This is a genomic window from Pseudonocardia sp. DR1-2 (genome assembly GCF_023717215.1).
In the GTDB taxonomy this organism is placed as follows: domain Bacteria; phylum Actinomycetota; class Actinomycetes; order Mycobacteriales; family Pseudonocardiaceae; genus Pseudonocardia; species Pseudonocardia alni.
Genome location: NZ_JAMQOF010000007.1, coordinates 350,664 through 369,202, shown reverse-complemented (window position 1 = coordinate 369,202; position 18,539 = coordinate 350,664). Strand labels below are relative to the sequence as shown.

The 18,539-nt window shown below is 74.1% G+C and carries 22 protein-coding genes; 15 read left to right on the top strand and 7 right to left on the bottom strand.

What is annotated here, in order from left to right:
• Positions 1 to 2: 2 nt before the first annotated feature.
• Positions 3 to 845, bottom strand: coding sequence for an AraC family transcriptional regulator (locus tag ND486_RS22370; protein WP_251786444.1), 843 nt, complete (start codon positions 843 to 845; stop codon positions 3 to 5).
• A gap of 49 nt (positions 846 to 894) precedes the next feature.
• On the opposite strand from ND486_RS22370, the gene ND486_RS22365 reads away from it, so the two are divergent.
• Positions 895 to 1,338 (top strand): DUF2000 domain-containing protein, encoded by a 444-nt coding sequence (locus ND486_RS22365; RefSeq protein WP_251786443.1) that lies wholly within the window; start codon positions 895 to 897, stop codon positions 1,336 to 1,338.
• Here the strand turns inward: ND486_RS22365 and ND486_RS22360 are convergent.
• Complete coding sequence (locus tag ND486_RS22360; RefSeq protein ID WP_251786442.1) at positions 1,313 to 1,612, bottom strand: hypothetical protein; 300 nt, start codon at positions 1,610 to 1,612, stop codon at positions 1,313 to 1,315. The two genes, ND486_RS22365 and ND486_RS22360, sit on opposite strands and share 26 nt — an antisense overlap.
• A 17-nt stretch (positions 1,613 to 1,629) precedes the next feature.
• The gene (locus ND486_RS22355) at positions 1,630 to 3,003 is read right to left on the bottom strand and encodes an MFS transporter (RefSeq protein ID WP_251786441.1); all 1,374 of its coding nucleotides are present in this window, start codon (positions 3,001 to 3,003) and stop codon (positions 1,630 to 1,632) included.
• A 222-nt stretch (positions 3,004 to 3,225) separates the two neighbouring features.
• Here ND486_RS22355 and ND486_RS22350 point away from each other — a divergent pair, with 222 nt between their 5' ends.
• The 12 genes from ND486_RS22350 (at position 3,226) to pqqE (ending at position 14,212) form a co-directional block, all read left to right on the top strand.
• Complete coding sequence (locus ND486_RS22350; protein ID WP_251786440.1) at positions 3,226 to 4,374, top strand: hypothetical protein; 1,149 nt, start codon at positions 3,226 to 3,228, stop codon at positions 4,372 to 4,374.
• Positions 4,375 to 4,397: 23 nt separating this feature from the next.
• A complete protein-coding gene (rnhA, locus tag ND486_RS22345) occupies positions 4,398 to 4,889 on the top strand; it encodes a ribonuclease HI (protein WP_226356496.1) in 492 nt (163 codons plus the stop codon).
• 24 nt (positions 4,890 to 4,913) lie between these two features.
• The gene (locus tag ND486_RS22340; RefSeq protein WP_251786439.1) at positions 4,914 to 7,010 is read left to right on the top strand and encodes a prolyl oligopeptidase family serine peptidase; all 2,097 of its coding nucleotides are present in this window, start codon (positions 4,914 to 4,916) and stop codon (positions 7,008 to 7,010) included.
• 258 nt (positions 7,011 to 7,268) lie between these two features.
• A complete protein-coding gene (locus tag ND486_RS22335; RefSeq protein ID WP_374231597.1) occupies positions 7,269 to 7,475 on the top strand; it encodes a rubredoxin in 207 nt (68 codons plus the stop codon).
• A 19-nt stretch (positions 7,476 to 7,494) separates the two neighbouring features.
• Positions 7,495 to 8,256 (top strand): ribonucleotide-diphosphate reductase subunit beta, encoded by a 762-nt coding sequence (locus ND486_RS22330; protein WP_251786438.1) that lies wholly within the window; start codon positions 7,495 to 7,497, stop codon positions 8,254 to 8,256.
• 552 nt (positions 8,257 to 8,808) lie between these two features.
• Entirely contained in the window at positions 8,809 to 9,273 is a 465-nt protein-coding gene (locus tag ND486_RS22325) for an MSMEG_3727 family PQQ-associated protein (RefSeq protein WP_251786437.1), read from the top strand.
• A 13-nt stretch (positions 9,274 to 9,286) separates the two neighbouring features.
• The gene (locus ND486_RS22320; protein ID WP_251786436.1) at positions 9,287 to 10,975 is read left to right on the top strand and encodes a PQQ-dependent dehydrogenase, methanol/ethanol family; all 1,689 of its coding nucleotides are present in this window, start codon (positions 9,287 to 9,289) and stop codon (positions 10,973 to 10,975) included.
• A gap of 49 nt (positions 10,976 to 11,024) precedes the next feature.
• Positions 11,025 to 11,117, top strand: a complete 93-nt coding sequence (pqqA, locus tag ND486_RS22315; protein ID WP_060712366.1) for a pyrroloquinoline quinone precursor peptide PqqA — start codon at positions 11,025 to 11,027, stop codon at positions 11,115 to 11,117.
• A gap of 64 nt (positions 11,118 to 11,181) precedes the next feature.
• Complete coding sequence (pqqB, locus tag ND486_RS22310; protein WP_251786435.1) at positions 11,182 to 12,075, top strand: pyrroloquinoline quinone biosynthesis protein PqqB; 894 nt, start codon at positions 11,182 to 11,184, stop codon at positions 12,073 to 12,075.
• A 1-nt stretch (position 12,076) separates the two neighbouring features.
• Positions 12,077 to 12,784, top strand: a complete 708-nt coding sequence (pqqC, locus tag ND486_RS22305) for a pyrroloquinoline-quinone synthase PqqC (protein ID WP_251786434.1) — start codon at positions 12,077 to 12,079, stop codon at positions 12,782 to 12,784.
• Positions 12,771 to 13,133: a pyrroloquinoline quinone biosynthesis peptide chaperone PqqD gene (gene pqqD / locus ND486_RS22300; protein ID WP_251786433.1), complete on the top strand. Its 363-nt coding sequence runs from the start codon at positions 12,771 to 12,773 to the stop codon at positions 13,131 to 13,133. The genes pqqC and pqqD overlap by 14 nt, the downstream gene beginning before the upstream one ends.
• Positions 13,130 to 14,212, top strand: a complete 1,083-nt coding sequence (gene pqqE / locus ND486_RS22295) for a pyrroloquinoline quinone biosynthesis protein PqqE (protein ID WP_251786432.1) — start codon at positions 13,130 to 13,132, stop codon at positions 14,210 to 14,212. The genes pqqD and pqqE overlap by 4 nt, the downstream gene beginning before the upstream one ends.
• A 28-nt stretch (positions 14,213 to 14,240) precedes the next feature.
• Here the strand turns inward: pqqE and ND486_RS22290 are convergent, their stop codons facing one another.
• A complete protein-coding gene (locus ND486_RS22290) occupies positions 14,241 to 14,897 on the bottom strand; it encodes an SMI1/KNR4 family protein (protein WP_251786431.1) in 657 nt (218 codons plus the stop codon).
• Positions 14,898 to 15,019: 122 nt separating this feature from the next.
• Between ND486_RS22290 and ND486_RS22285 the strand changes: the two genes are divergently transcribed.
• Complete coding sequence (locus ND486_RS22285) at positions 15,020 to 15,397, top strand: FKBP-type peptidyl-prolyl cis-trans isomerase (RefSeq protein ID WP_226356486.1); 378 nt, start codon at positions 15,020 to 15,022, stop codon at positions 15,395 to 15,397.
• Positions 15,394 to 15,897, top strand: a complete 504-nt coding sequence (locus ND486_RS22280) for a metallophosphoesterase (RefSeq protein WP_251786475.1) — start codon at positions 15,394 to 15,396, stop codon at positions 15,895 to 15,897. Before ND486_RS22285 ends, ND486_RS22280 begins: the two co-directional genes overlap by 4 nt.
• Before the next feature lie 6 nt (positions 15,898 to 15,903).
• Here the strand turns inward: ND486_RS22280 and ND486_RS22275 are convergent, their stop codons facing one another.
• From ND486_RS22275 to ND486_RS22265, 3 genes are all read right to left on the bottom strand, one after another.
• Positions 15,904 to 16,143, bottom strand: coding sequence for a hypothetical protein (locus tag ND486_RS22275; RefSeq protein WP_251786430.1), 240 nt, complete (start codon positions 16,141 to 16,143; stop codon positions 15,904 to 15,906).
• Between the two features lie 19 nt (positions 16,144 to 16,162).
• On the bottom strand, positions 16,163 to 17,260 hold the full coding sequence (locus ND486_RS22270; protein WP_251786429.1) for a sodium:calcium antiporter: 1,098 nt from the start codon (positions 17,258 to 17,260) through the stop codon (positions 16,163 to 16,165).
• 181 nt (positions 17,261 to 17,441) lie between these two features.
• Positions 17,442 to 18,536: a TerC family protein gene (locus tag ND486_RS22265; protein WP_251786428.1), complete on the bottom strand. Its 1,095-nt coding sequence runs from the start codon at positions 18,534 to 18,536 to the stop codon at positions 17,442 to 17,444.
• Between the last annotated feature and the right edge of the window lie 3 nt (positions 18,537 to 18,539).

Here is an 18,539-nt window from a genome sequence, read left to right as displayed (position 1 = left end):
CCTCAGCGCACCGCCGGGCCGCTGCGGGCGTAGCGGCCCGGCGTGACCCCGACCAGCCGGACGAACCGGCGGTGCAGGTGTGCCTGGTCGTGGAACCCCGCCGCCGCGGCCGTCGCCGCCGGCGGGGTCCCGTCCAGCAGCAGCGACCGCGCCCGTTCGACGCGGCGGGCGTCGAGGTAGCGGTGCGGCGGCAGCCCGAAGCGCCGCGAGAAGGTGCGGACCAGGTGGCCGGGGTGGGCGTGCAGCAACCGCCCGGCCTCGGCGAGGGTCACCCCGTCGACCAGCCGGGCGTCGAGCAGGTCCCGCAGCCGGCCTGCCAGGTCGTCCGCCGGTGCCCGGCCGGGTCCGGCGGCCGGGTCCAGGTGCCGGGCGAGACGTTCGGCGACGAGCGCGAGCCTGCTCTCGGCGTGCAGCTCCTCCCCCGGCACGACCAGCGCGCGGTGCAGCTCGTCGAGCCTGCGGCGCAGGACCGGGTCGGCCACGCCCGGCCGGTCGACCGCGGGGCCGACCAGCCCGCCCGTCCCGGCCGCCCCCGGGTCGAGCGCGGCGGGGTCGAGGTAGAGGACCCGTTTGCGGAAGCCGGAGCCGCCCGCCGCGCGTCCGTCGTGCGCGACCCCGGGCGGCAGCAGCGTCACCGGGGCCTCCTCGGTCCCGTGCGGGCGCCGGTCCAGGTCGTAGCGGACGGCGCCGTCGTCGACGATCAGGACGGTCCACGTGGAGTGCGCGTGCAGCGGGTACCGGTGCCGGACGAAGCGGGCGTGCAGCACCTCGGCGATGCCCGGCACGCGCTGCGGCCGCCAGGCGGTGACGGCCTCGCCCGGCGCCCGCGGCCCGGCCCCGTTCATGTGAGGAACGTACAAGAGTGCGGGCGCCCGGCCGTCGAGGATCGACGACGTGACCCTCTCCCCCCTGCTCCCCTCCTCCCCCGCACGCCCCGCCACCAAGGTCGCCGTCGTGCTGCGTGACGACCTGCTCGGCTGGCAGGTCGCGAACGTGACCGCGTTCCTCGCCGCCGGGGTCGCGGCCGGCGTCCCCGAGCTGATCGGCGAGCCCTACGCCGACGCCGACGGCACCGCCTACCTGCCGACCCTCGGCCTGCCGGTCCTCGTCCGCGCCGGGGACGCGGCGACGCTCGCGGCCTGCCGGGCCCGGGCGGTCGGCCGCGGGCTGCCGGTGGCGGTGTTCACCGCGGCGATGTTCTCCACCGGCAACGACCACGACAACCGTGCGGTGGTCGCCTCGGCCCGGGCCGAGGAGCTCGACCTGGTCGGGGTGGCGCTGCACGGTCCGCGCAACGCCGTCGACAAGGTCCTCAAGGGCACGACGACCCATCCGTGACGGCCGGCGGGGCCAGCCCGGCGTCGTCGAACAGCTCCCGCCAGCGCGCCGCCGGGAGCCGGTCCAGCGGCCGGTCGGCGGACGCCCACGCCTCGGCGACGGCCCCGGGCAGCAGGTCCGCGCCGACCAGTCCGGCGTCGGTGAGCTCGGCGAGCAGCTGCGGCACGCGGTGCCCGCCGACCCGGGCGACGGCGGCGTCCCAGTCGGCCCGGGTGAGCGGGCGGTCGCGGTCGAGCAGCGCGTTGACGGTGATCTCGTACAGGGCCTGGCTCACGCGGTCAGGATGCCCTCTCAGCCCAGCTCCTCCAGCGCGAGTCCGGTGGAGCGCGGGCCGAGCAGGCCGACGTCGAGGCACAGCAGCACGATGAGTCCCGCCGCGCCGCCGAACACCGCGACCGGCCCGGCCGTGGCCAGCAGCGGGACGGCGACGAACGGGAGGAACGCCGACGTCGCCCGGGACAGCGAGTAGGCGATCCCGCCCGCGGTGGAGCGGATCGTCGTCGGGAAGATCTCGGCCTGGTAGATGTGGAACGCGTTGGAGAACACGTTGCTCACCGCGGTCAGCAGGAACCCGGAGCCGACGATCACCAGCGGTGTCGACCCGGCCGCGAACACGATGCCGAGCACGCCGATCGCCAGCGCCGAGGCGATGATCAGCCACTTCCGCTCGAACCGTTCGACCAGCGGGACCGAGGCGAGCGAGCCGAGCGGGTACCCGGCGAAGCTGAGCGCGGCGTAGCCGAGCGACTCGGTGATGTCGAAGCCCTTGGCCACCAGGACCAGCGGCGCGAGCGTGCCGAAACCGTAGTAGGCGACGGTCTGGAGCACCTGGAAGATCAGGAGCATCACCGTGCGGGTGCGGTGGACCCCGCTGAACGCGGTCCGCAGCACCGCGAGGGTCGAGCCGGCGCGCGGCTCCCCGGAGTCGGCCGTCGACACCTCCCCGTCGACCGGGGCACCGGCCCGCCGGGCCACGTCCGCCGCGACGGCGGCGGCCTCCTCGCGCCGCCCGTGGGTGACCAGCCAGCGCGGGGACTCGGGCAGCACGCGGCGCAGCACCAGCACGAAGAACGCGCCCAGGCCCCCGGCGACGAGCAGCCAGCGCCACCCGTCGACGCCCGCGATCGACTGCGCCGCGACGAGCCGGCCGCCGAGCAGCGCGGCCACCGGCACCCCGAGGAAGCCGACGGTGTACGCCCACGCCGTCCAGCGGCCGCGCACCCGCCGGGGCAGGAACTCCGCCAGGTAGGTGTCGACGAGCACCAGCTCGGCACCCAGCCCGAGTCCGGCGAGGAAGCGCAGCACGAGGAAGGTCTCCAGGTTCGGCGAGAACGCCGCCGCCACCGAGAACAGCGAGTAGGTCAGCAGGTTCAGCAGGAACACGGTGCGCCTGCCGAACCGATCGGCCGCGATCGACAGCAGGACCGCGCCGACGAACATCCCGAGGAAGCCCGACGACACCACCGCCGCCTTGCCGAACGGGCCGAGCGCCCACTCGCGCGCCAGGATCGGGGCGAGCACGCCGCCGAGGAACACCTCGTACAGGTCGAAGAACGACCCGATCCCCACCAGGACGACGAGTCGCCGGTGCCATCCCGACAGCGGCAGCGACTCCAGCACTGCCGCGGGTCCCCTCGTGGCCGTCGTGGGCCGTGCCTCGGTCATCGCCGCCTCCCTCGCCGTCGTTGGCGTTGCTCACCATTGCACATCGCAACGATGTCGTGCGGTGACCGGTACGGGACGGGCGGCGTCCGGCTGGACCGCCGGGAGGGGCGCGACGGACGGTCGTCGTGCACGGACGGTCACCGTGACGAGGCGACCGGCCGCCGTTACTGCTCCGAACGGCCGCTGTTCGGGGGCGGTCGGCCCGCTTAGCGTCCCGCACCGATGAGCGCTCCCCACGCCGACGACCGCACCCCCGCGCGCCCGGAGGGCCGCCGCAACGGGCATCCGACGACGCTGCTGACCGGCGCCGCACCCACCGACGGCGACCCGGCCCCCGGCACCGCCGCACCCGCGCCCGGCCCGGTCCCCGCCCCGCGCGCCGGGGACGGGACCACCGACCCCGCCGGGACGCCGCCGGAGCCCGCACCGGAGCCCACCGAGCTGACCGGGCCGGTGGACGTCCGGAACCGGCCGGGCCCGCGGACCCCGCCGATGCCCTGGCCCGCCGTGCCCGCCGAGGAGCGGTCGGTGGGCGGGGTCCCCGCACAGCGGACCGGTCCCGGCGGGGCCGGGAGCGACCGGACCGGCGGAGCCGCACCGTCCCCGCCCCGTTCGGCCGCCGGTCCGCACGCGCCGTGGACCGCGGTGCCGGCGCCCGGACGCGCCCCCTTCCCCACCGCGCCCCGGGCGGCACCGGTCCGGGGCGGTGGGCGCGCCGCCGCGCCCGTGCCGCTCGTGTACCCGCCCGGCCACGCCGCGTCCGGGACCCCCGCCGGCCGCTGGGACGCCCTGCGCGACCGGCTGTCCGCGGCCCGGCTCCCCGACGGCGGGCTGCGCGGCGCCGTCCCGCACCGGGCCGCGGCGATCGCCGTGGCCGCGACGCTCGTGCTGGCCGCGGCGGTGGTCGTCGCCGCCTACGTGGGATCCGAGCGCACCGGCGACCCCGGTGCGCCGCAGGGGTCCGGCACCGGTATTGCGCCGGTGGCGGCGCCGGCGGACCTGGTCGCGGGCACCACCGCCGCCGACCCGGCCGCATTCGGGTCGCCGGCGTCGTTCACCTCACCGACCGGCAACATCTCCTGCCGGATCACCGGCGGTGTCGGGGACGGCGCCGTCCGCTGCGACGTCACCGCCCGCACCTGGTCGGCGGATGACTGCCCGGACGCGGCGCTGGTCACCGGCGGGCCGGCGGGTGCCCGCACCGAGTGCGGCGGCGCGCCCGTCGGCTCCGGTGCGGCGGTGCTCGACTACGGCACACACCTCACCGAGGGCGACGTCACCTGTGTGAGCTCCCGGACCGGCGTCGAGTGCCGCGACGCCCGCACCGGCGCCGGGTTCACCGCGGCCCGGGCGGCGTACCGGCTCTACTGAGCCGACCGCTAGCGTCACCGGCCGTGAGCACCGCCGACCCGTCCGTCGTCGTCGAGATCTTCACCGATGGAGCCTGTGTCCCGAACCCGGGACCGGGCGGGTGGGGCGCGGTGCTGCGGTACGGCAGCCACGAGCGCGAGCTGCACGGCGGCGAGCCGGAGCGCACGACGAACAACCGGATGGAGCTGACCGCCCCGATCCGCGCGCTGGACGCACTGACCCGGCGCAGCGTCGTCCACCTGCACACCGACAGCACCTACGTGCGCAACGGCATCACCCAGTGGCTGCCGCGCTGGCAGGCCCGCGGCTGGCGGACCGCCGCCGGGGAGCCGGTGAAGAACGACGACCTGTGGCGCGAGCTCGACGCCGCCGTCCGCCGCCACGACGTCACCTGGTTCTGGGTGAAGGGGCACGCCGGGCACCCGGAGAACGAGCGTGCCGACCGGCTCGCCGCCCGCGGCTGCGAGGAGGCGGGCGGACGGGCGTCCGGGAAGCGGCCGTCCCGCACGCGGTGACGCCGGGGAGATAGCGTCGGCCGCGTGGCCGACTCGTTCCCCCGCCTGCACGCCCGCACCCGCCGCTTCACCCTCGGGGTCCCCCGCGGGTTCACCGTCGCCCCGGACGGGTCGCGGGCGGTGTTCCTGCGCAGCCGGTCCGGTACCGACCCGGTCACCTGCCTGTGGTCGGTCGACGCCGCGACCGGCGCGGAGCGGCTGCTCGTGGACCCGGCGTCGGTACCCGGGCTGCCGGGCGAGGAGGACCTGCCCGCCGCGGAGCGGGCCCGGCGCGAGCGGGTCCGGGAGCAGGCGGGCGGCGTCGTCGGGTACACCACCGACGCCGCGGTCACCCGCGCCGTGTTCGCACTGTCCGGGCGGCCGTTCACCGTCGCGCTGACCGGGGAGCCGGACGTGCGCCCGCTCGACGTCGGCGGGATCGAGGCCGTGGTGGACCCGCGGATCGACCCGAACGGGACCCGGGTGGCCTTCGTCGCCGCGGGCGCGCTGCACCTGCACGACCTCACGACCGGCACGACGACGGCCGTGCTCACCCCCGACGGCGACGACGTCTCCTGGGGCCTGCCCGACTTCGCCGCGGCCGAGGAGATGGACCGCCACCGGGGGTTCTGGTGGTCCCCCGACGGCGGCGCGCTGCTCGTCGCCCGGGTCGACGAGTCGCCGGTCGCACGCTGGCACATCGCCGACCCGGCGCACCCCGACCGCGTCCCGACCACGGTCCGCTACCCCGCCGCCGGCACCCCGAACGCCCGGGTGGGGCTGGTCGTCGTCGCGCTCGACGGCAGCCGCACCCCCGTGACCTGGGACGACGAGACCTACGAGTACCTCGCCACCGCGGGCTGGGACGCACACGGCCCGCTGCTGTCGGTCCAGCCGCGCGACCAGCGCGAGGTCCGCACCCTGGCCGTCGACCCCGCGACCGGGCGGACCACCACGCTGCACTCCCAGACCGACCCGGTGTGGGTGGAGAACGTGCCGGGCGTCCCGGCGCGCACCGCGTCCGGGGCGCTGGTGCGGGCCGAGGACTCCGGCGGGGCGCGCCGGCTCGTCGTCGGCGACGCCTACCTGACCGGCCCGGAGCTGCAGGTGCGCGGGGTCGTCGGCATCGACGGCGAGACCGTCCTGTTCCGCGCCTCGACGGAGCCGACCTCGGTCGCCGTCTGGTCGGTGACCCCGGGGTCCGAGCCGGTCGCGGTGACGCCGACGACCGGGGTGCACGCCGTCGCCGCAGCGGGGGGCACCACCGTGCGCGTGTCCCAGGACCTCGCGACGGCGCCGCACGCCGTGCTCGTCACCGCCGCCGGGCCCGAGCACCCGGTCGCCGGGCACGCCGTCGACCCCGGGTTCGACCCGGCCCCGGTGCTGCACTCCTTCGGTGAGCGGGAGCTGCGCACCGCGGTGTTCCTGCCGTCCGGCCACGTGCCCGGTACCCGCCTGCCGGTGCTGCTCGACCCCTACGGCGGCCCGCACTCCCAGCGGGTGCTGCAGGCCCGCAACGCGCACCTGACCAGCCGCTGGTTCGCCGAGCAGGGTTTCGCCGTGCTGGTCACCGACGGTCGTGGCTCCCCCGGCCGCGGCCCGGAGTTCGACCGCGCGATCCACGGCGACCTGGCGGGACCGGTGCTGGAGGACCAGATCGCGGCCCTGCACGCGGCCGCCCGGGCCTACCCCGACCTGGACCTGGGCCGGGTCGGGATCCGCGGCTGGTCGTTCGGCGGGTACCTGTCCGCGCTGGCGGTGCTGCGCCGGCCCGACGTCTTCCACGCGGGCATCGCCGGCGCGCCGGTCACCGACTGGACGCTCTACGACACCCACTACACCGAGCGCTACCTCGGGATGCCGGGCGGCGAGCCCTACACCCGCTCGTCGATCGTCGACGACGCCGCGACCCCGCCGACCGCGGACCGGCCGCACCGCCCGCTGATGGTCGTGCACGGCCTCGCCGACGACAACGTCGTCGCCGCGCACACCCTGCGGCTGTCCTCGGCGCTGCTCGCGGCCGGGCGTGCCCACCAGGTGCTGCCGCTGTCGGGCGTCACCCACATGACGCCGCAGGAGGTCGTCGCCGAGAACCTGCTGCTCCTGCAGGTCGGGTTCCTCCGGGACGCGCTCGGCGCCTGAGCGCGAACACGTGTTTCACCGATTCCGACGATCACCGACGCCGACCGGAACTGATCTACGGACACCGCGTCGTCGCAGGTGAGGGCGCCGCGCGTCCGTGCGTGACCGGACGCGCGGCGGTCACCGGTGCCCGCGACGGGGCTCCGGGCCCGCTTGCGACCCCGCTCACACTGTGGCTCCCTGGGCCGGAGGGACACCTCCGCCGGACCCGGTCACGGGCCACCGGCGGGCGTGGGCGACGACGCCGTGGGGAGCAGCATGACGATGTCCGACCAGGCCACGCGGTCCCTGTGGATCTGCGAGCCGTGCGGGTTCGTCTACGACCCGGACGAGGGCGACCCGGACGGCGGCATCGAGCCTGGCACGCCCTTCGAGGACATCCCCGACGACTGGATGTGCCCGATCTGCGGCGCCGCCAAGTCGGACTTCCGCCCGTTGGAGCCGGGAGAACAGTTCCCGGGGTGAGGACACCGAGACCATGGTCATGATCGCCGGATACGACCACTTCGTCCAGCTGGCCGAGTCGCTGCAGTGGGACGAGACCGACCTCGACCTGGGCCCGGACCGCGACGCGTGGGCCCGGCTCGCGCCGGACGAGGCGGCGACCGTGCGCGGGCTCGTCGCCGGCTTCTGCATCGCCGAGGCCTCGGTCGCCGGGCAGCTCGGCTCGTACCAGGCGGCGGCGCTCGACGACACCATGCAGGCCGCGTTCCGCGCCCAGGCCCGCGACGAGGCGCGGCACGCCCGGTTCTTCGACCTGGTCGCCGCGCAGGTGCTGGGCGTCCCCGGCGACACCCCGGCCGACCGGCTGGACGTGCTGCGACGCGAGGTGAGCTCCGAGCTCGTCGACCTGTTCGAGCACCGGCTGCCGGCGACCGCCCGTGGGCTCGCCGAGGACCACACCGGACTGACCGGGGCGGTCGGGCTCTACCACATGGTCATCGAGGGTGTGGTGCTGCTGGCCGGGCAGCACGCGATGCTCCAGACCCTGGACCGGCTGTCCGTCCCGCTGCCGGGCGTGCACCGCGGGACCGAGCTGGTCCTGCGCGACGAGCGCTGGCACATCGGCTTCGGCGCGCGGGTGGTGCAGAGCGCCGAGCTGGGTGGCGAGGAGGCCGACGCGCTGCTCGAACAGGGTGAGACCGCGTCGAAGGTCTGGGGCGGGCTCATCACCCCCGAGGCCATCGCGCTCGCGGTGAAGCAGCACCGCCGTCGGCTGAAGGCGGCGGGCATCAAGTTCTGGTGACACCCCCACGCCGGTCGCCGCCCTTTCGGGAAACATGTGTTTCATTCCTCCGGGACCGGCCGTGTGGCCTGCACGGAATGGGCACGGACGGTTCCGCGGGCGGGGACCGCGGGTGTCCACACCGGAGCCCGCGGCGCCGACCCGGGCGCGGCGTCGCACGTCACGGCGGGGACGGCCGCCCCGGCCCCCGCGACGGTGCTTGTCGCCGCACCGACGTCACCGATCTCCGGCGGCCACGATTTCCGGGGCGCCCGCCCGCATTTCCCACCATTTCCCGGACGACCCCACGGCACGGTCCGCAGAAAGTGTTCCGATGGTTCCCGGAAAATCGTTTCCGGGCAACGCGGCGACCCCGTACAGCCGGTCCTGACCTGCGGGGAGATCGTCCGAGCCGAGCCCGGGACCCTCGCGGGAGATCATTCCGCATTCGAACTCGCGCGTTCATGATCGTCGGCGCAGAATTGATGGACGCACGGGGTTGACGCTTACCACCGTGCGGTGTGAAGGTGATCACGTACCCACCGACGAATTGCGCTCGGGAGGAAAGTGTCAATGACGACCACCGAAGACGAACGCGCGGAACAGCTGGCCGCCGCGGGTCTCGACGGGCAGAACCGGCTCGCGCTGGGTCGGCTGCTCGGCAGCGGGACCATCGGCTACGCCGAGGAGGGACCCGACGGCGTGCTCCGGGCGACCATCCGGATCCCGGAGGACGAGATCTGCTACGAGCCCGGGGTGCTCATCCTCCCGCACGGCGGTGACATCGAGCTGACCCTCATCAACGACGACAAGAACACCCACTGCGCGGTGCTGCCCAGCAACGGCGACCCGAAGTTCATCTGGCTGGTGAACCACTCCAAGGGCACGGCGAAGATCAACCTCGACGGGCCGGGCACGTACTACTACGGCTCCGCGAGCGGCAACGACGAGGGCCGCGGTCTCACCGGCTCCATCGTCATCGGGGGCGAGGTACCCGACCACGCCAAGCTCGACCGTCCCCCGCAGCCGCGACCGTAGGAAGGATCCCGAGATGACGGACTACGTCGACGCGGGTGAAGCGATCCCGCACGTCCAGCTCAGCAACGTCCGGGGCGAGGCCCCGGCCACCTCCGCGGTGGACTACGACCGGATCCGCGGCGCACGCTCCGAGCCGCAGAACTGGCTGACCTACTACGGCACCTACGACGGCCAGCGCTACAGCGAGCTCGACCAGATCAACAAGGACTCGATCCGCAGACTGTCGCCCGCCTGGGTGTTCCAGGCCGGCGCCGTCGGGATGCAGTCCGGTGCGTCCACCTACTCGTTCGAGGCGTCACCGATCGTCGTCGAGGGCGTCATGTACGTCTCCGGCCCCGACGGCCGCGCCTGGGCGATCGACGCGAGGACCGGCGAGGAGCTCTGGCGCTACAAGCACGCCTCGCCCTACGACGTGTCGCTGTGCTGCGGCAACGTCAACCGCGGGCTGGCCGTGGGCCACGGCAAGGTCTACATGTACACGCTCAACGCGCACATCATCGCGCTCGACGCCACGACCGGGAAGGTCGTGTGGGACACCGTCAACGGCGACGTCCGCGCCGGGGAGAGCGGCTCGGTCGCGCCGCTGATCGTCAAGGACCTGGTGATCGTCGGCAGCGCCGGCGGGGAGTTCGGCGTCCGCGGCCACCTCGACGCGTTCGACGCGGAGACCGGTGAGCGGCGCTGGCGCTGCTACACCGTCCCGAAGCCGGGCGAGCCCGGCTCGGAGACCTGGCCCGACGACGGCGAGGCCTGGCAGCGCGGCGGCGCGAACTGCTGGGTGACGCCCACCTACGACCCGGAGCTGGAGCTGCTGTTCCAGGGCACCGGCAACCCGGCCCCGGACTTCGACGGCGGCGTGCGCCCCGGCGACAACCTCTACACCGACTCGACGATCGCGGTCGACGTCAACACCGGCGAGATCAGGTGGCACTACCAGTTCACCCCGCACGACCTGTGGGACTACGACTCCACGATGGAGAACGTCCTGTTCGACGCGCCGGACGGGCGCAAGCTGCTCGCCCACGCAGACAAGAACGGCTACTTCTTCGTGCTCGACCGGACCAACGGCGAGCTCGTGCGGGTGTTCCCGTTCGTCGACCGGATCACCTGGGGCGAGATCACGCCCGAGGGCAAGGTGACGCCGAAGATCTATCCCGACGAGGAGGGCGTCCCGGTGCACTTCTGGCCGGGCCCGGCGGGCGGCAAGGAATGGACGCACATGTCCTACAACCCGCAGACCGGGTTGATGTACGTGCCCGTCCAGGAGGTCGGGGCGACCGCCACCCGGCGTCGCCGTGAGTTCAAGGAGTCCATCCCCTACTGGGGCGCCGGCGTCGCCGTCGACATCGAGGACTTCTACGGGTTCGTCGCCGCGATCGACCCGCTCACCGGCGAGGAGAAGTGGCGCTGGAACAACGAGTACCCGATGTGCGCCTCGACGCTCACCACCGCGGGCGGCCTGGTCTTCCAGGGGACCCCGACCGGTGAGTTCGTCGCGCTCGACGCCTCGACCGGGGAGAAGCTCTGGTCGTTCCAGTGCGGCAGCGGGCACCACTCCAGCCCGACCACCTTCGAGGTCGACGGCAGGCAGTTCATCGCCGTGCCGACCGGGTGGGGCGGCTGGGTCGAGGGGTTCCTGCCGGGCCTGCTCGGTGCGGCCGCGGGCGACGCGTTGTTCTGCTTCGCGTTGCCCGAGCAGTAGATCCGGCCGACCCCGGGGACCCGAACGCTGTGAGAAGGGAGGTGATCGCATGGAGTCGACCACCGAGTGGGAGGCGCCGGAGTTCGAGGAGATCGGCTGCGCGCCCGAGGTGACGATGTACATCGCCCGGACCGAGGCGTGAGGTGACCGACGGCCGGGGGCGCGCACAGCGCGCCCCCGGCCGTCGCCGTGGAACAGGGGGTGTCATGAGGATCCGGATCCTCGGATCGGCGGCGGGCGGTGGCTTCCCGCAGTGGAACTGCGGCTGTCCGGGCTGCCGGGCGGTGCGCGACGGGTCGCGACCGGCGACGCCGCGCACCCAGTCCTCGATCGCCGTCTCCCCCGACGGGCGGCGGTGGTGGCTGGTCAACGCCTCCCCCGACGTCCGCACCCAGCTCGCCGACGCTCCCGCGCTGCACCCGACCGGCGACCGGACGACCCCGCTGCAGGGTGTGCTGCTCACCGACGCCGAGATCGACCACACCCTGGGGCTGGTGCTGCTGCGCGAGGGCCGCGGGGTGTCGCTGCACGCGACCGCGGCGACCGAGCGGACCCTGCGCGAGGGATCCGGGCTGCTGCCCACCCTGGAGCGGTTCTGCCCGGTCACCTGGACCGAGGTCGTCCCCGGCGCCGACCACGACCTCGGCGGCCTCGTCTACCGCGCGTTCGAGGCGCCGACGGGCAAGCACGACCGGTTCGGCGTCGCCGAGGGCCTGCCCGGGCGGGTGGTCGGGTACCGGTTCACCGACACCGCGTCCGGCCGGTACGCGGTGTACCTGCCCGGCGTGCAGGAGCTGACCCCCGCCGTGCAGGACGAGATCGACGGCGCCGACCTGCTGCTCGTCGACGGCACGACCTGGCACGACGACGAGCTGGTCCGGCTCGGGCTGGCCGCGAAGACGGCGCACGACATGGGACACCTGCACGTCGGCGGTCGTGGTGGCAGCCTGGAGGTGCTCACCGCCCTCGGTGTGCCCCGGATCGTCTACGTGCACGTCAACAACACCAACCCCGTCCTGCTGGAGGACTCCGCCGAACGCGCCGCGGTCACCGCCGCCGGGGTCGTCGTCGGGTTCGACGGACTGGAACTGGAGGTCTGACATGACCGCTCCGGACACCGCGCTGGTGCGACGGCTGCGGGCGCACGCCGCGCAGTACCACTCGGCGCACCCGTTCCACGTCCGCATGAACGACGGCACCCTCACCCCGGACCAGATCCGCGGCTGGGTCGCGAACCGGTTCGCCTACCAGGAGGCCATCCCGGTCAAGGACGCGGCGATCCTGTCGAACTGCCCCGACGTCGGGGTCCGGCGGCGGTGGATCCGCCGGATCACTGATCATGATGGAGTCCACGACGGCCGGGAAGCGGGCAGCGGGAACTCCGGACAGGGGGGCATCGAGGCGTGGCTGCGGCTCGGCGAGGCGTGCGGGCTGAGCCGGTCGGAGATCACCGACCACCGGCACGTGCAGCCCGGGGTGCGGTTCGCCGTCGACGCCTACGTGGGCTTCGCCCGCACGAGGCCGTGGGTCGAGGCGGTCGCGTCGTCGCTGACCGAGCTGTTCGCCCCGGACCTGATGGCCGAGCGGCTGGCGGCGTTCGAGAAGTACTACACCTGGATCGACCCGGACGGGCTCCAGTACTTCCGCAACCGGCTGTTCCAGGCCCCGCGGGACTCCGAGCACGCACTGGAGGTCGTCGTCGCGCACTGCCGCACCCCCGCCGAGCAGGACGCCGCCGAGGCCGCGCTGTCGTTCAAGTGCGACGTGCTCTGGGCGATCATGGATGCGATCGACCATGCCTACGCGTGACGGGTCGACCGCCACCGGCGCGGCACGGGTCCCGGCGCCACGACGCGGCGAACGGGCCGCCCGCACACCCGCGGTCACCGGGGACTCCCGGCCCCGGCTCGGCCGGCACGTGCGGATGCGGCCGGACCGCCCGACCGGCGGGTGGGTGCTGCTCGGGCCGGAGACCGTCGTCGTACTGAACCGGACCGGGCACGCGGTGCTGCGCCTGTGCGACGGCGAGCGCAGCGTCGACGACATCGTCGCGGCGCTGGTCGCGGACTTCGACGAGGCCGACGCGCTGGTCGTCGGCGACCAGGTGCGCGACTACCTGACCCGGCTCGTCGCCCGGAACCTGGTGGCGCTCGGATGAGCGCCCCGCGCCCGTTCGGGCTGCTCGCCGAGCTCACCTACCGTTGCCCGCTGGCGTGCGCCTACTGCTCGAACCCGATCGAGCTGGCCCGCTACGACGACGAGCTGTCCACCGCCGACTGGCAGCGCGTGTTCGGCGAGGCCGCCGCCATGGGCGTGCTGCAGTGCCACCTGTCCGGCGGGGAGCCGCTGCTGCGGCGGGACCTGCCCGAGCTGGTCCGCACCGCCTGCGACCTGGGTATGTACACCAACCTCGTGACCAGTGCGATCGGGCTGTCCCGGCCGCGGGCCGAGGCGCTGCGCGCGGCGGGGCTGGACCACGTGCAGGTCAGTGTGCAGGCCGACGAGCCCGCCACCTCCGACCGGATCGCCGGGATCCGCTCGTTCGACAAGAAGCTGGAGGCCTGCCGGCTCGTCCGTGAGCTGGGCTGGCCGCTGACGGTCAACGTGGTGCTGCACCGGCAGAACATCGAGCGGATCGGCGCGATCGTCGACCTCGTGGAGCGCCTCGGCGCCGACCGGGTGGAGCTCGCCAACACCCAGTACTACGGCTGGGCCTGGCGCAACCGGTCGTCGCTGCTCCCGACCCGCGAGCAGCTCGACCGGGCCGAGGAGGTCGTCACCGCCGCCCGGGCGCGCCTGGCCGGGTCGATGGAGGTCGTGCACGTGCTGCCCGACTACTACTCCCGCTACCCCAAGCCGTGCATGGGGGGCTGGGCGCAGCGTCAGCTCACCGTCGCCCCGAACGGCGACGCGCTGCCCTGCCCGGCCGCGCAGACCCTGCCGCTGCCGCGGGCCTCGGTCCGCGACAGCGGCCTCGAGGAGATCTGGACCTCGGCGCCGCTGTTCACCGCCTACCGCGGCGAGGACTGGATGCAGGAGCCGTGCCGGACCTGCGACCGTCGCGAGATCGACCTGGGCGGGTGCCGCTGCCAGGCGTTCCAGCTCACCGGCGACGCCGCGGCCACCGACCCGGTGTGCCACCTGTCGCCCGAGCACGGGCTCGTCGAGGACGTGGTGTCCGAGGCGAACCGGCCGGCGCGGGTGGACCTGGAGCTGGCGCCCCGGCCGCACCGCTGAGGCCGGAGCGGCAGCGGGCCGCGCCCGGTCAGCGCAGGTGCGTGGCGTCCCAGAAGCGGTAGGCCCGGTCCGAGGGGTCGACGACCGCGTCGTCGACCTCCGGTCCGGCGGCGATCAGCCGGCGCAGGTAGTCCCCCACGCCGGTCCCGACCACGCGGCGCTCGTCCTCGTCCGGACCGGCGACGACGATCTGCCCGACGGCGCCACCGGGCTCCGGGACGGTGTCGACGACCAGGGCGTTCCCGCCGCCGTCGACGGCCAGCGGCCACCAGCCCGCGTCCCAGTAGTGGGCCAGCACCGGGTCCCCGGCGCGCACGGTCACGTGGTCGTGCCCCATGTCGGCGACGACGTCGAGCCAGCCGCGGTACTCCCGCGTCGCCTCGGCCAGGGGCACGAACCGGTAGGTCGCGGGGAACAGGCTCGTCGCGACCTCCGGGTGCGGGCCGGGGGCGCGCGGGTGGTCGGCCAGCTGGCCGTCGGCGAGCGCGTAGAGGGCCCGCAGCGCGGCCGGGAACTCCCGGCCGAACACCGCCTCGGCGTCGGCCACCGCGCCGGGCTCCGCGGGCGCGCGGAGGTTGGACGAGGCCGGGATCCCGGCCCGTTCCAGCACGTCGAGCCAGCGGGGCCAGTCGGTCGCGACGCCGTCGTCGGGGGCGCCGCCGGAGAGGTCACGGTCACCGGTCACGGTGTGCAGCGTGCCACGACGGGCGGGCCCGGGACGCACCCGCCGGCGGGTTCTGGCAGGGTCGTCGCGCACCCCCACGGCCCGCCCCCCGCGGGCCGTCCCCGTCCGTGAGGAGCTCGTCCGTGTCCGCACCGCAGAAGCCCGCCGTCGAGATCGTCGACGGCCCGCTGCCCACCGACCTCGTGACCGAGGACCTGACCGTCGGCGACGGCCCGGAGGCCAAGCCCGGTGACACCGTCGCCGTGCACTACGTCGGGGTCTCGCAGTCCACCGGCCGCGAGTTCGACAACTCCTACGACCGCGGCCAGCCGCTGCAGTTCGGCCTCGGCGCCGGTCAGGTCATCTCCGGCTGGGACAACGGCGTCGCCGGGATGAAGGTCGGCGGCCGCCGCCGGCTCGTGATCCCGCCGCACCTGGGCTACGGCGCCCGCGGCGCGGGCGGCGTCATCGCCCCGAACGAGACCCTGATCTTCGTCTGCGACCTGGTGGGCGTGCGCTGACCGCGCTCCTGCTGATCTCCGACACCCACCACCCGAGCCGCGGGGCCGCCCACTCCGGTGGGCTCCCCGGGCCGGTGTGGGAGGCCGTCGACGCCGCCGACGTCGTCGTGCACGCCGGTGACTGGTGCTCGGTGGAGCTGCTCGACCGGGTCGAGGGCCGCGCGGCCCGGCTGCTCGCATGCTGGGGCAACAACGACGGCGACGAGCTGCGCGCCCGGCTGCCGGAGACGGCCCGGGCGACCCTCGACGGGGTCCGGGTCGCGGTGACCCACGAGACCGGCCCGAAGCAGGGCCGCGAACGCCGGGCGCTCGCCGCGCACCCCGACACCGACCTGCTGGTGTTCGGGCACTCGCACATCCCGTGGGACTCCGCGGCGGACGGGCTGCGCCTGCTCAACCCGGGGTCGCCGACCGACCGGCGCCGGATGCCGACCCACACCTGGATGACGCTGACCCTGCACGACGGCCGGATCGACGACGTCGTGCTGCACCACCTCTGACGCCGCTCAGCCGTCGTCGTCATCGTCGTCGGGCTGCTGTTGCTGCTGCCCCGGCGCCCGGTCCTGCGGGGCCGGAGCGGCCGGGGCCCGCCGGTCGTCGTCGTCCACCCGGGTGGCCGACGGCGGGCCGCCCGCCGGGGCGTCGTCGTCGTCGCGGGCGCCCTCGCCCGTGCCGAACACGAGCACGAGGCCGACCAGCGCGGCCACGACGACGAGCGCCGCGGCCATCCGGTCCTTCGTGAGCATCGGGTCTCCCTGCAGGTGCTCAGTCGTCGACGGGGACGCCGCCGAAGACGGTCAGGCTGAGGACGAAGTAGGCGACGTAGAGCCCCAGCAGCACCACGCCGTGCCAGCGGCGGATGCGTCCGGTGCCCAGGAACACCGCGGAGAGCACGGTGAGCCCGAGCAGCACCGGCAGGTGCCAGACCAGGGCCGTCGGGTCGACCACGATCGCCCCGCCGACCAGCAGGATCACGCCGAGCTTGCCGGTCACCGAGAACACGACGCTGCCGAGCACGTTCGCGACGGCGATCTCGGGCGCGCCGCGCCGGGCCGGCTCGACGGTGATCAGGATGTCCTCGAGGGACAGCGCGAGCGTCGCGATGGTGACCCCGAAGACCGTCCCGCTGATCGCCCAGGTCTCGAGGATGCCCTCGGTGCCCTGCCCGGCGATGAGTGCGCCGACGACCAGCCCGATCAGCGCGATGACGGCGAACAGGATGGTCCGCCCGGGCGGCTGGGCGCGGGCCTTGAGGAACCCGTCGTCGACGCGCAGGTCCTCGGGCAGCCGGAACCCGGGGCTGCCGGCCGCCGCGTCGGTCCGGGGCGGGCCGTTCGGCGCGACCGTCGCCGTCGTGCTCCCGCCCGCGGCGACCCCGGCCTTCTCCAGCTGCTCGTAGACCTCGGCGTTGCGCCAGACGGGCCGACGGGCGGAGTACTCGCGGTAGGCGATCCAGCCGACGAAGGCGACGAACAGCAGGATCAGCACGACGCCGGTGCCGGCGGTGAGCAGCCCGCCGAGCGCGAGCAGGAACATCACCACCGGGGCGGCGACGTAGAGCGCGAGGTAGTCGCGCGGGACCTCGACCCGGGTCGGCGCGATGATCGCGGCGAGCGCGAGCACGATGCCGGTCAGCGCGATCGTGGTGCCGATGACGGTGCCGAGCGCGACGTCGCTGAGGTCCTCCATGTTCAGCACGACCCCGAACGCGAGGTCGTCGAACTCGATCCCGGTGAAGACGACGGCGATCAGGAACAGCGAGATCGCCCAGCGACTCGCCACCCCGACCAGGTAGCCGATGAGCTTCTCCGCGCTGTAGACCAGCACGGCGACGCCCAGGACGAACTCGATCACCGGGATCATGCGTCAGCCCCTCGCTACGACGCCAGGATCACCCGATAGTGAACTGGACCACGTGGCGAAGCAACACTTGACAATCACCAGGCAGGACGTTTCGCCTGGTCACAGGCGCGGCGCGCCGGGCGGGGCGGGGCCGACACGGCCCCGCCCCGGTGTCCGATGCGGATCCGACGGGCCGGGGGCCTCAGTCGCGCGGGGGCGCGCTCACCCGATGGTCGGCCTGCTCGTCCTGGGCCTCGATCTGCGCGGCCTCCTCCTTGGTGCGGGCCAGCGGCGGCGCGGTGATCCCGCTGCCCTGCTCGGCCAGCTCAGGCTTCATCCGGACCGCCACGAGGCTGACGATCGTGGTGAGCGCGAGGACGCCGACGATGACGCCGAGCGAGAGTCCGATCCCGACCTCGGGGACCGGGACCGGCTCCCCGCCGTTGATGAAGGGCAGCTCGTTCTCGTGCAGGGCGTGCAGGGCGAGCTTGACGCCGATGAAGGCGAGCAGCACCGCGAGGCCGTAGGACAGGAAGACCAGCTTGTTGAGCAGCCCGCCGAGCAGGAAGTAGAGCTGGCGCAGCCCCATCAGCGCGAACGCGTTCGCGGTGAAGACGAGGTAGGGCTCCTGGGTGAGGCCGAAGATCGCCGGGATCGAGTCCAGGGCGAACATGATGTCGGTGACGCCGATGGCGATCATCACGATCAGCATCGGGGTCAGCCAGCGCTTGCCGTCGATCTTCACGGTGGTCTTGGCACCGTGGTAGTCGTCGGTGACCGGGAAGGCCTTGCGGACCCACTGCAGGACCCGGCCCTCCTTCCACTCCTCGTCGTCGCCGCCGGCAGCCTGCTTGACCAGCGAGACGGCGGTGTAGATGAGGAACGCGGCGAAGAGGAAGAACACCCAGCTGAAGCGGTCGATGACCGCCGCGCCCGCGGCGATGAAGATGCTCCGCATGATCAGCGCGATCACGATGCCGACCAGCAGCACCCGGTGCTGGTGGAGGACCGGCACCTTGAACGCGGACATGATGATGAGGAAGACGAACAGGTTGTCGACCGACAACGAGTACTCGGTCAGGTAGCCGGCGAAGAACTCGCCGGCGTAGGTGCCCCCGGAGAAGAACCAGACCCCGCAGCCGAACGCGACGGCCAGCGCCACGTAGAAGACGACCCAGCGGGTGACCTCGCCCAGGGTCACGGCGTGCGGCTTGTGGTCGTTGAGCCACAGGTCCACGCCGATCACCAGCACGAACCCGACGATGGTGACCAGCCAGACCCACAGGGGTACGTTCACGAA

Bases quoted from the DNA above. Each gene is read 5' to 3' on its own strand.
- ND486_RS22370 (WP_251786444.1), bottom strand. From the start codon at position 845: ATGAACGGGGCCGGGCCGCGGGCGCCGGGCGAGGCCGTCACCGCCTGG.
- ND486_RS22355 (WP_251786441.1), bottom strand. From the start codon at position 3,003: ATGACCGAGGCACGGCCCACGACGGCCACGAGGGGACCCGCGGCAGTG.
- ND486_RS22350 (WP_251786440.1), top strand. From the start codon at position 3,226: ATGAGCGCTCCCCACGCCGACGACCGCACCCCCGCGCGCCCGGAGGGC.
- ND486_RS22335 (WP_374231597.1), top strand. From the start codon at position 7,269: ATGACGATGTCCGACCAGGCCACGCGGTCCCTGTGGATCTGCGAGCCG.
- ND486_RS22330 (WP_251786438.1), top strand. From the start codon at position 7,495: ATGATCGCCGGATACGACCACTTCGTCCAGCTGGCCGAGTCGCTGCAG.
- ND486_RS22325 (WP_251786437.1), top strand. From the start codon at position 8,809: ATGACGACCACCGAAGACGAACGCGCGGAACAGCTGGCCGCCGCGGGT.
- ND486_RS22320 (WP_251786436.1), top strand. From the start codon at position 9,287: ATGACGGACTACGTCGACGCGGGTGAAGCGATCCCGCACGTCCAGCTC.
- pqqA (WP_060712366.1), top strand. From the start codon at position 11,025: ATGGAGTCGACCACCGAGTGGGAGGCGCCGGAGTTCGAGGAGATCGGC.
- pqqB (WP_251786435.1), top strand. From the start codon at position 11,182: ATGAGGATCCGGATCCTCGGATCGGCGGCGGGCGGTGGCTTCCCGCAG.
- pqqC (WP_251786434.1), top strand. From the start codon at position 12,077: ATGACCGCTCCGGACACCGCGCTGGTGCGACGGCTGCGGGCGCACGCC.
- pqqD (WP_251786433.1), top strand. From the start codon at position 12,771: ATGCCTACGCGTGACGGGTCGACCGCCACCGGCGCGGCACGGGTCCCG.
- pqqE (WP_251786432.1), top strand. From the start codon at position 13,130: ATGAGCGCCCCGCGCCCGTTCGGGCTGCTCGCCGAGCTCACCTACCGT.
- ND486_RS22275 (WP_251786430.1), bottom strand. From the start codon at position 16,143: ATGCTCACGAAGGACCGGATGGCCGCGGCGCTCGTCGTCGTGGCCGCG.
- ND486_RS22270 (WP_251786429.1), bottom strand. From the start codon at position 17,260: ATGATCCCGGTGATCGAGTTCGTCCTGGGCGTCGCCGTGCTGGTCTAC.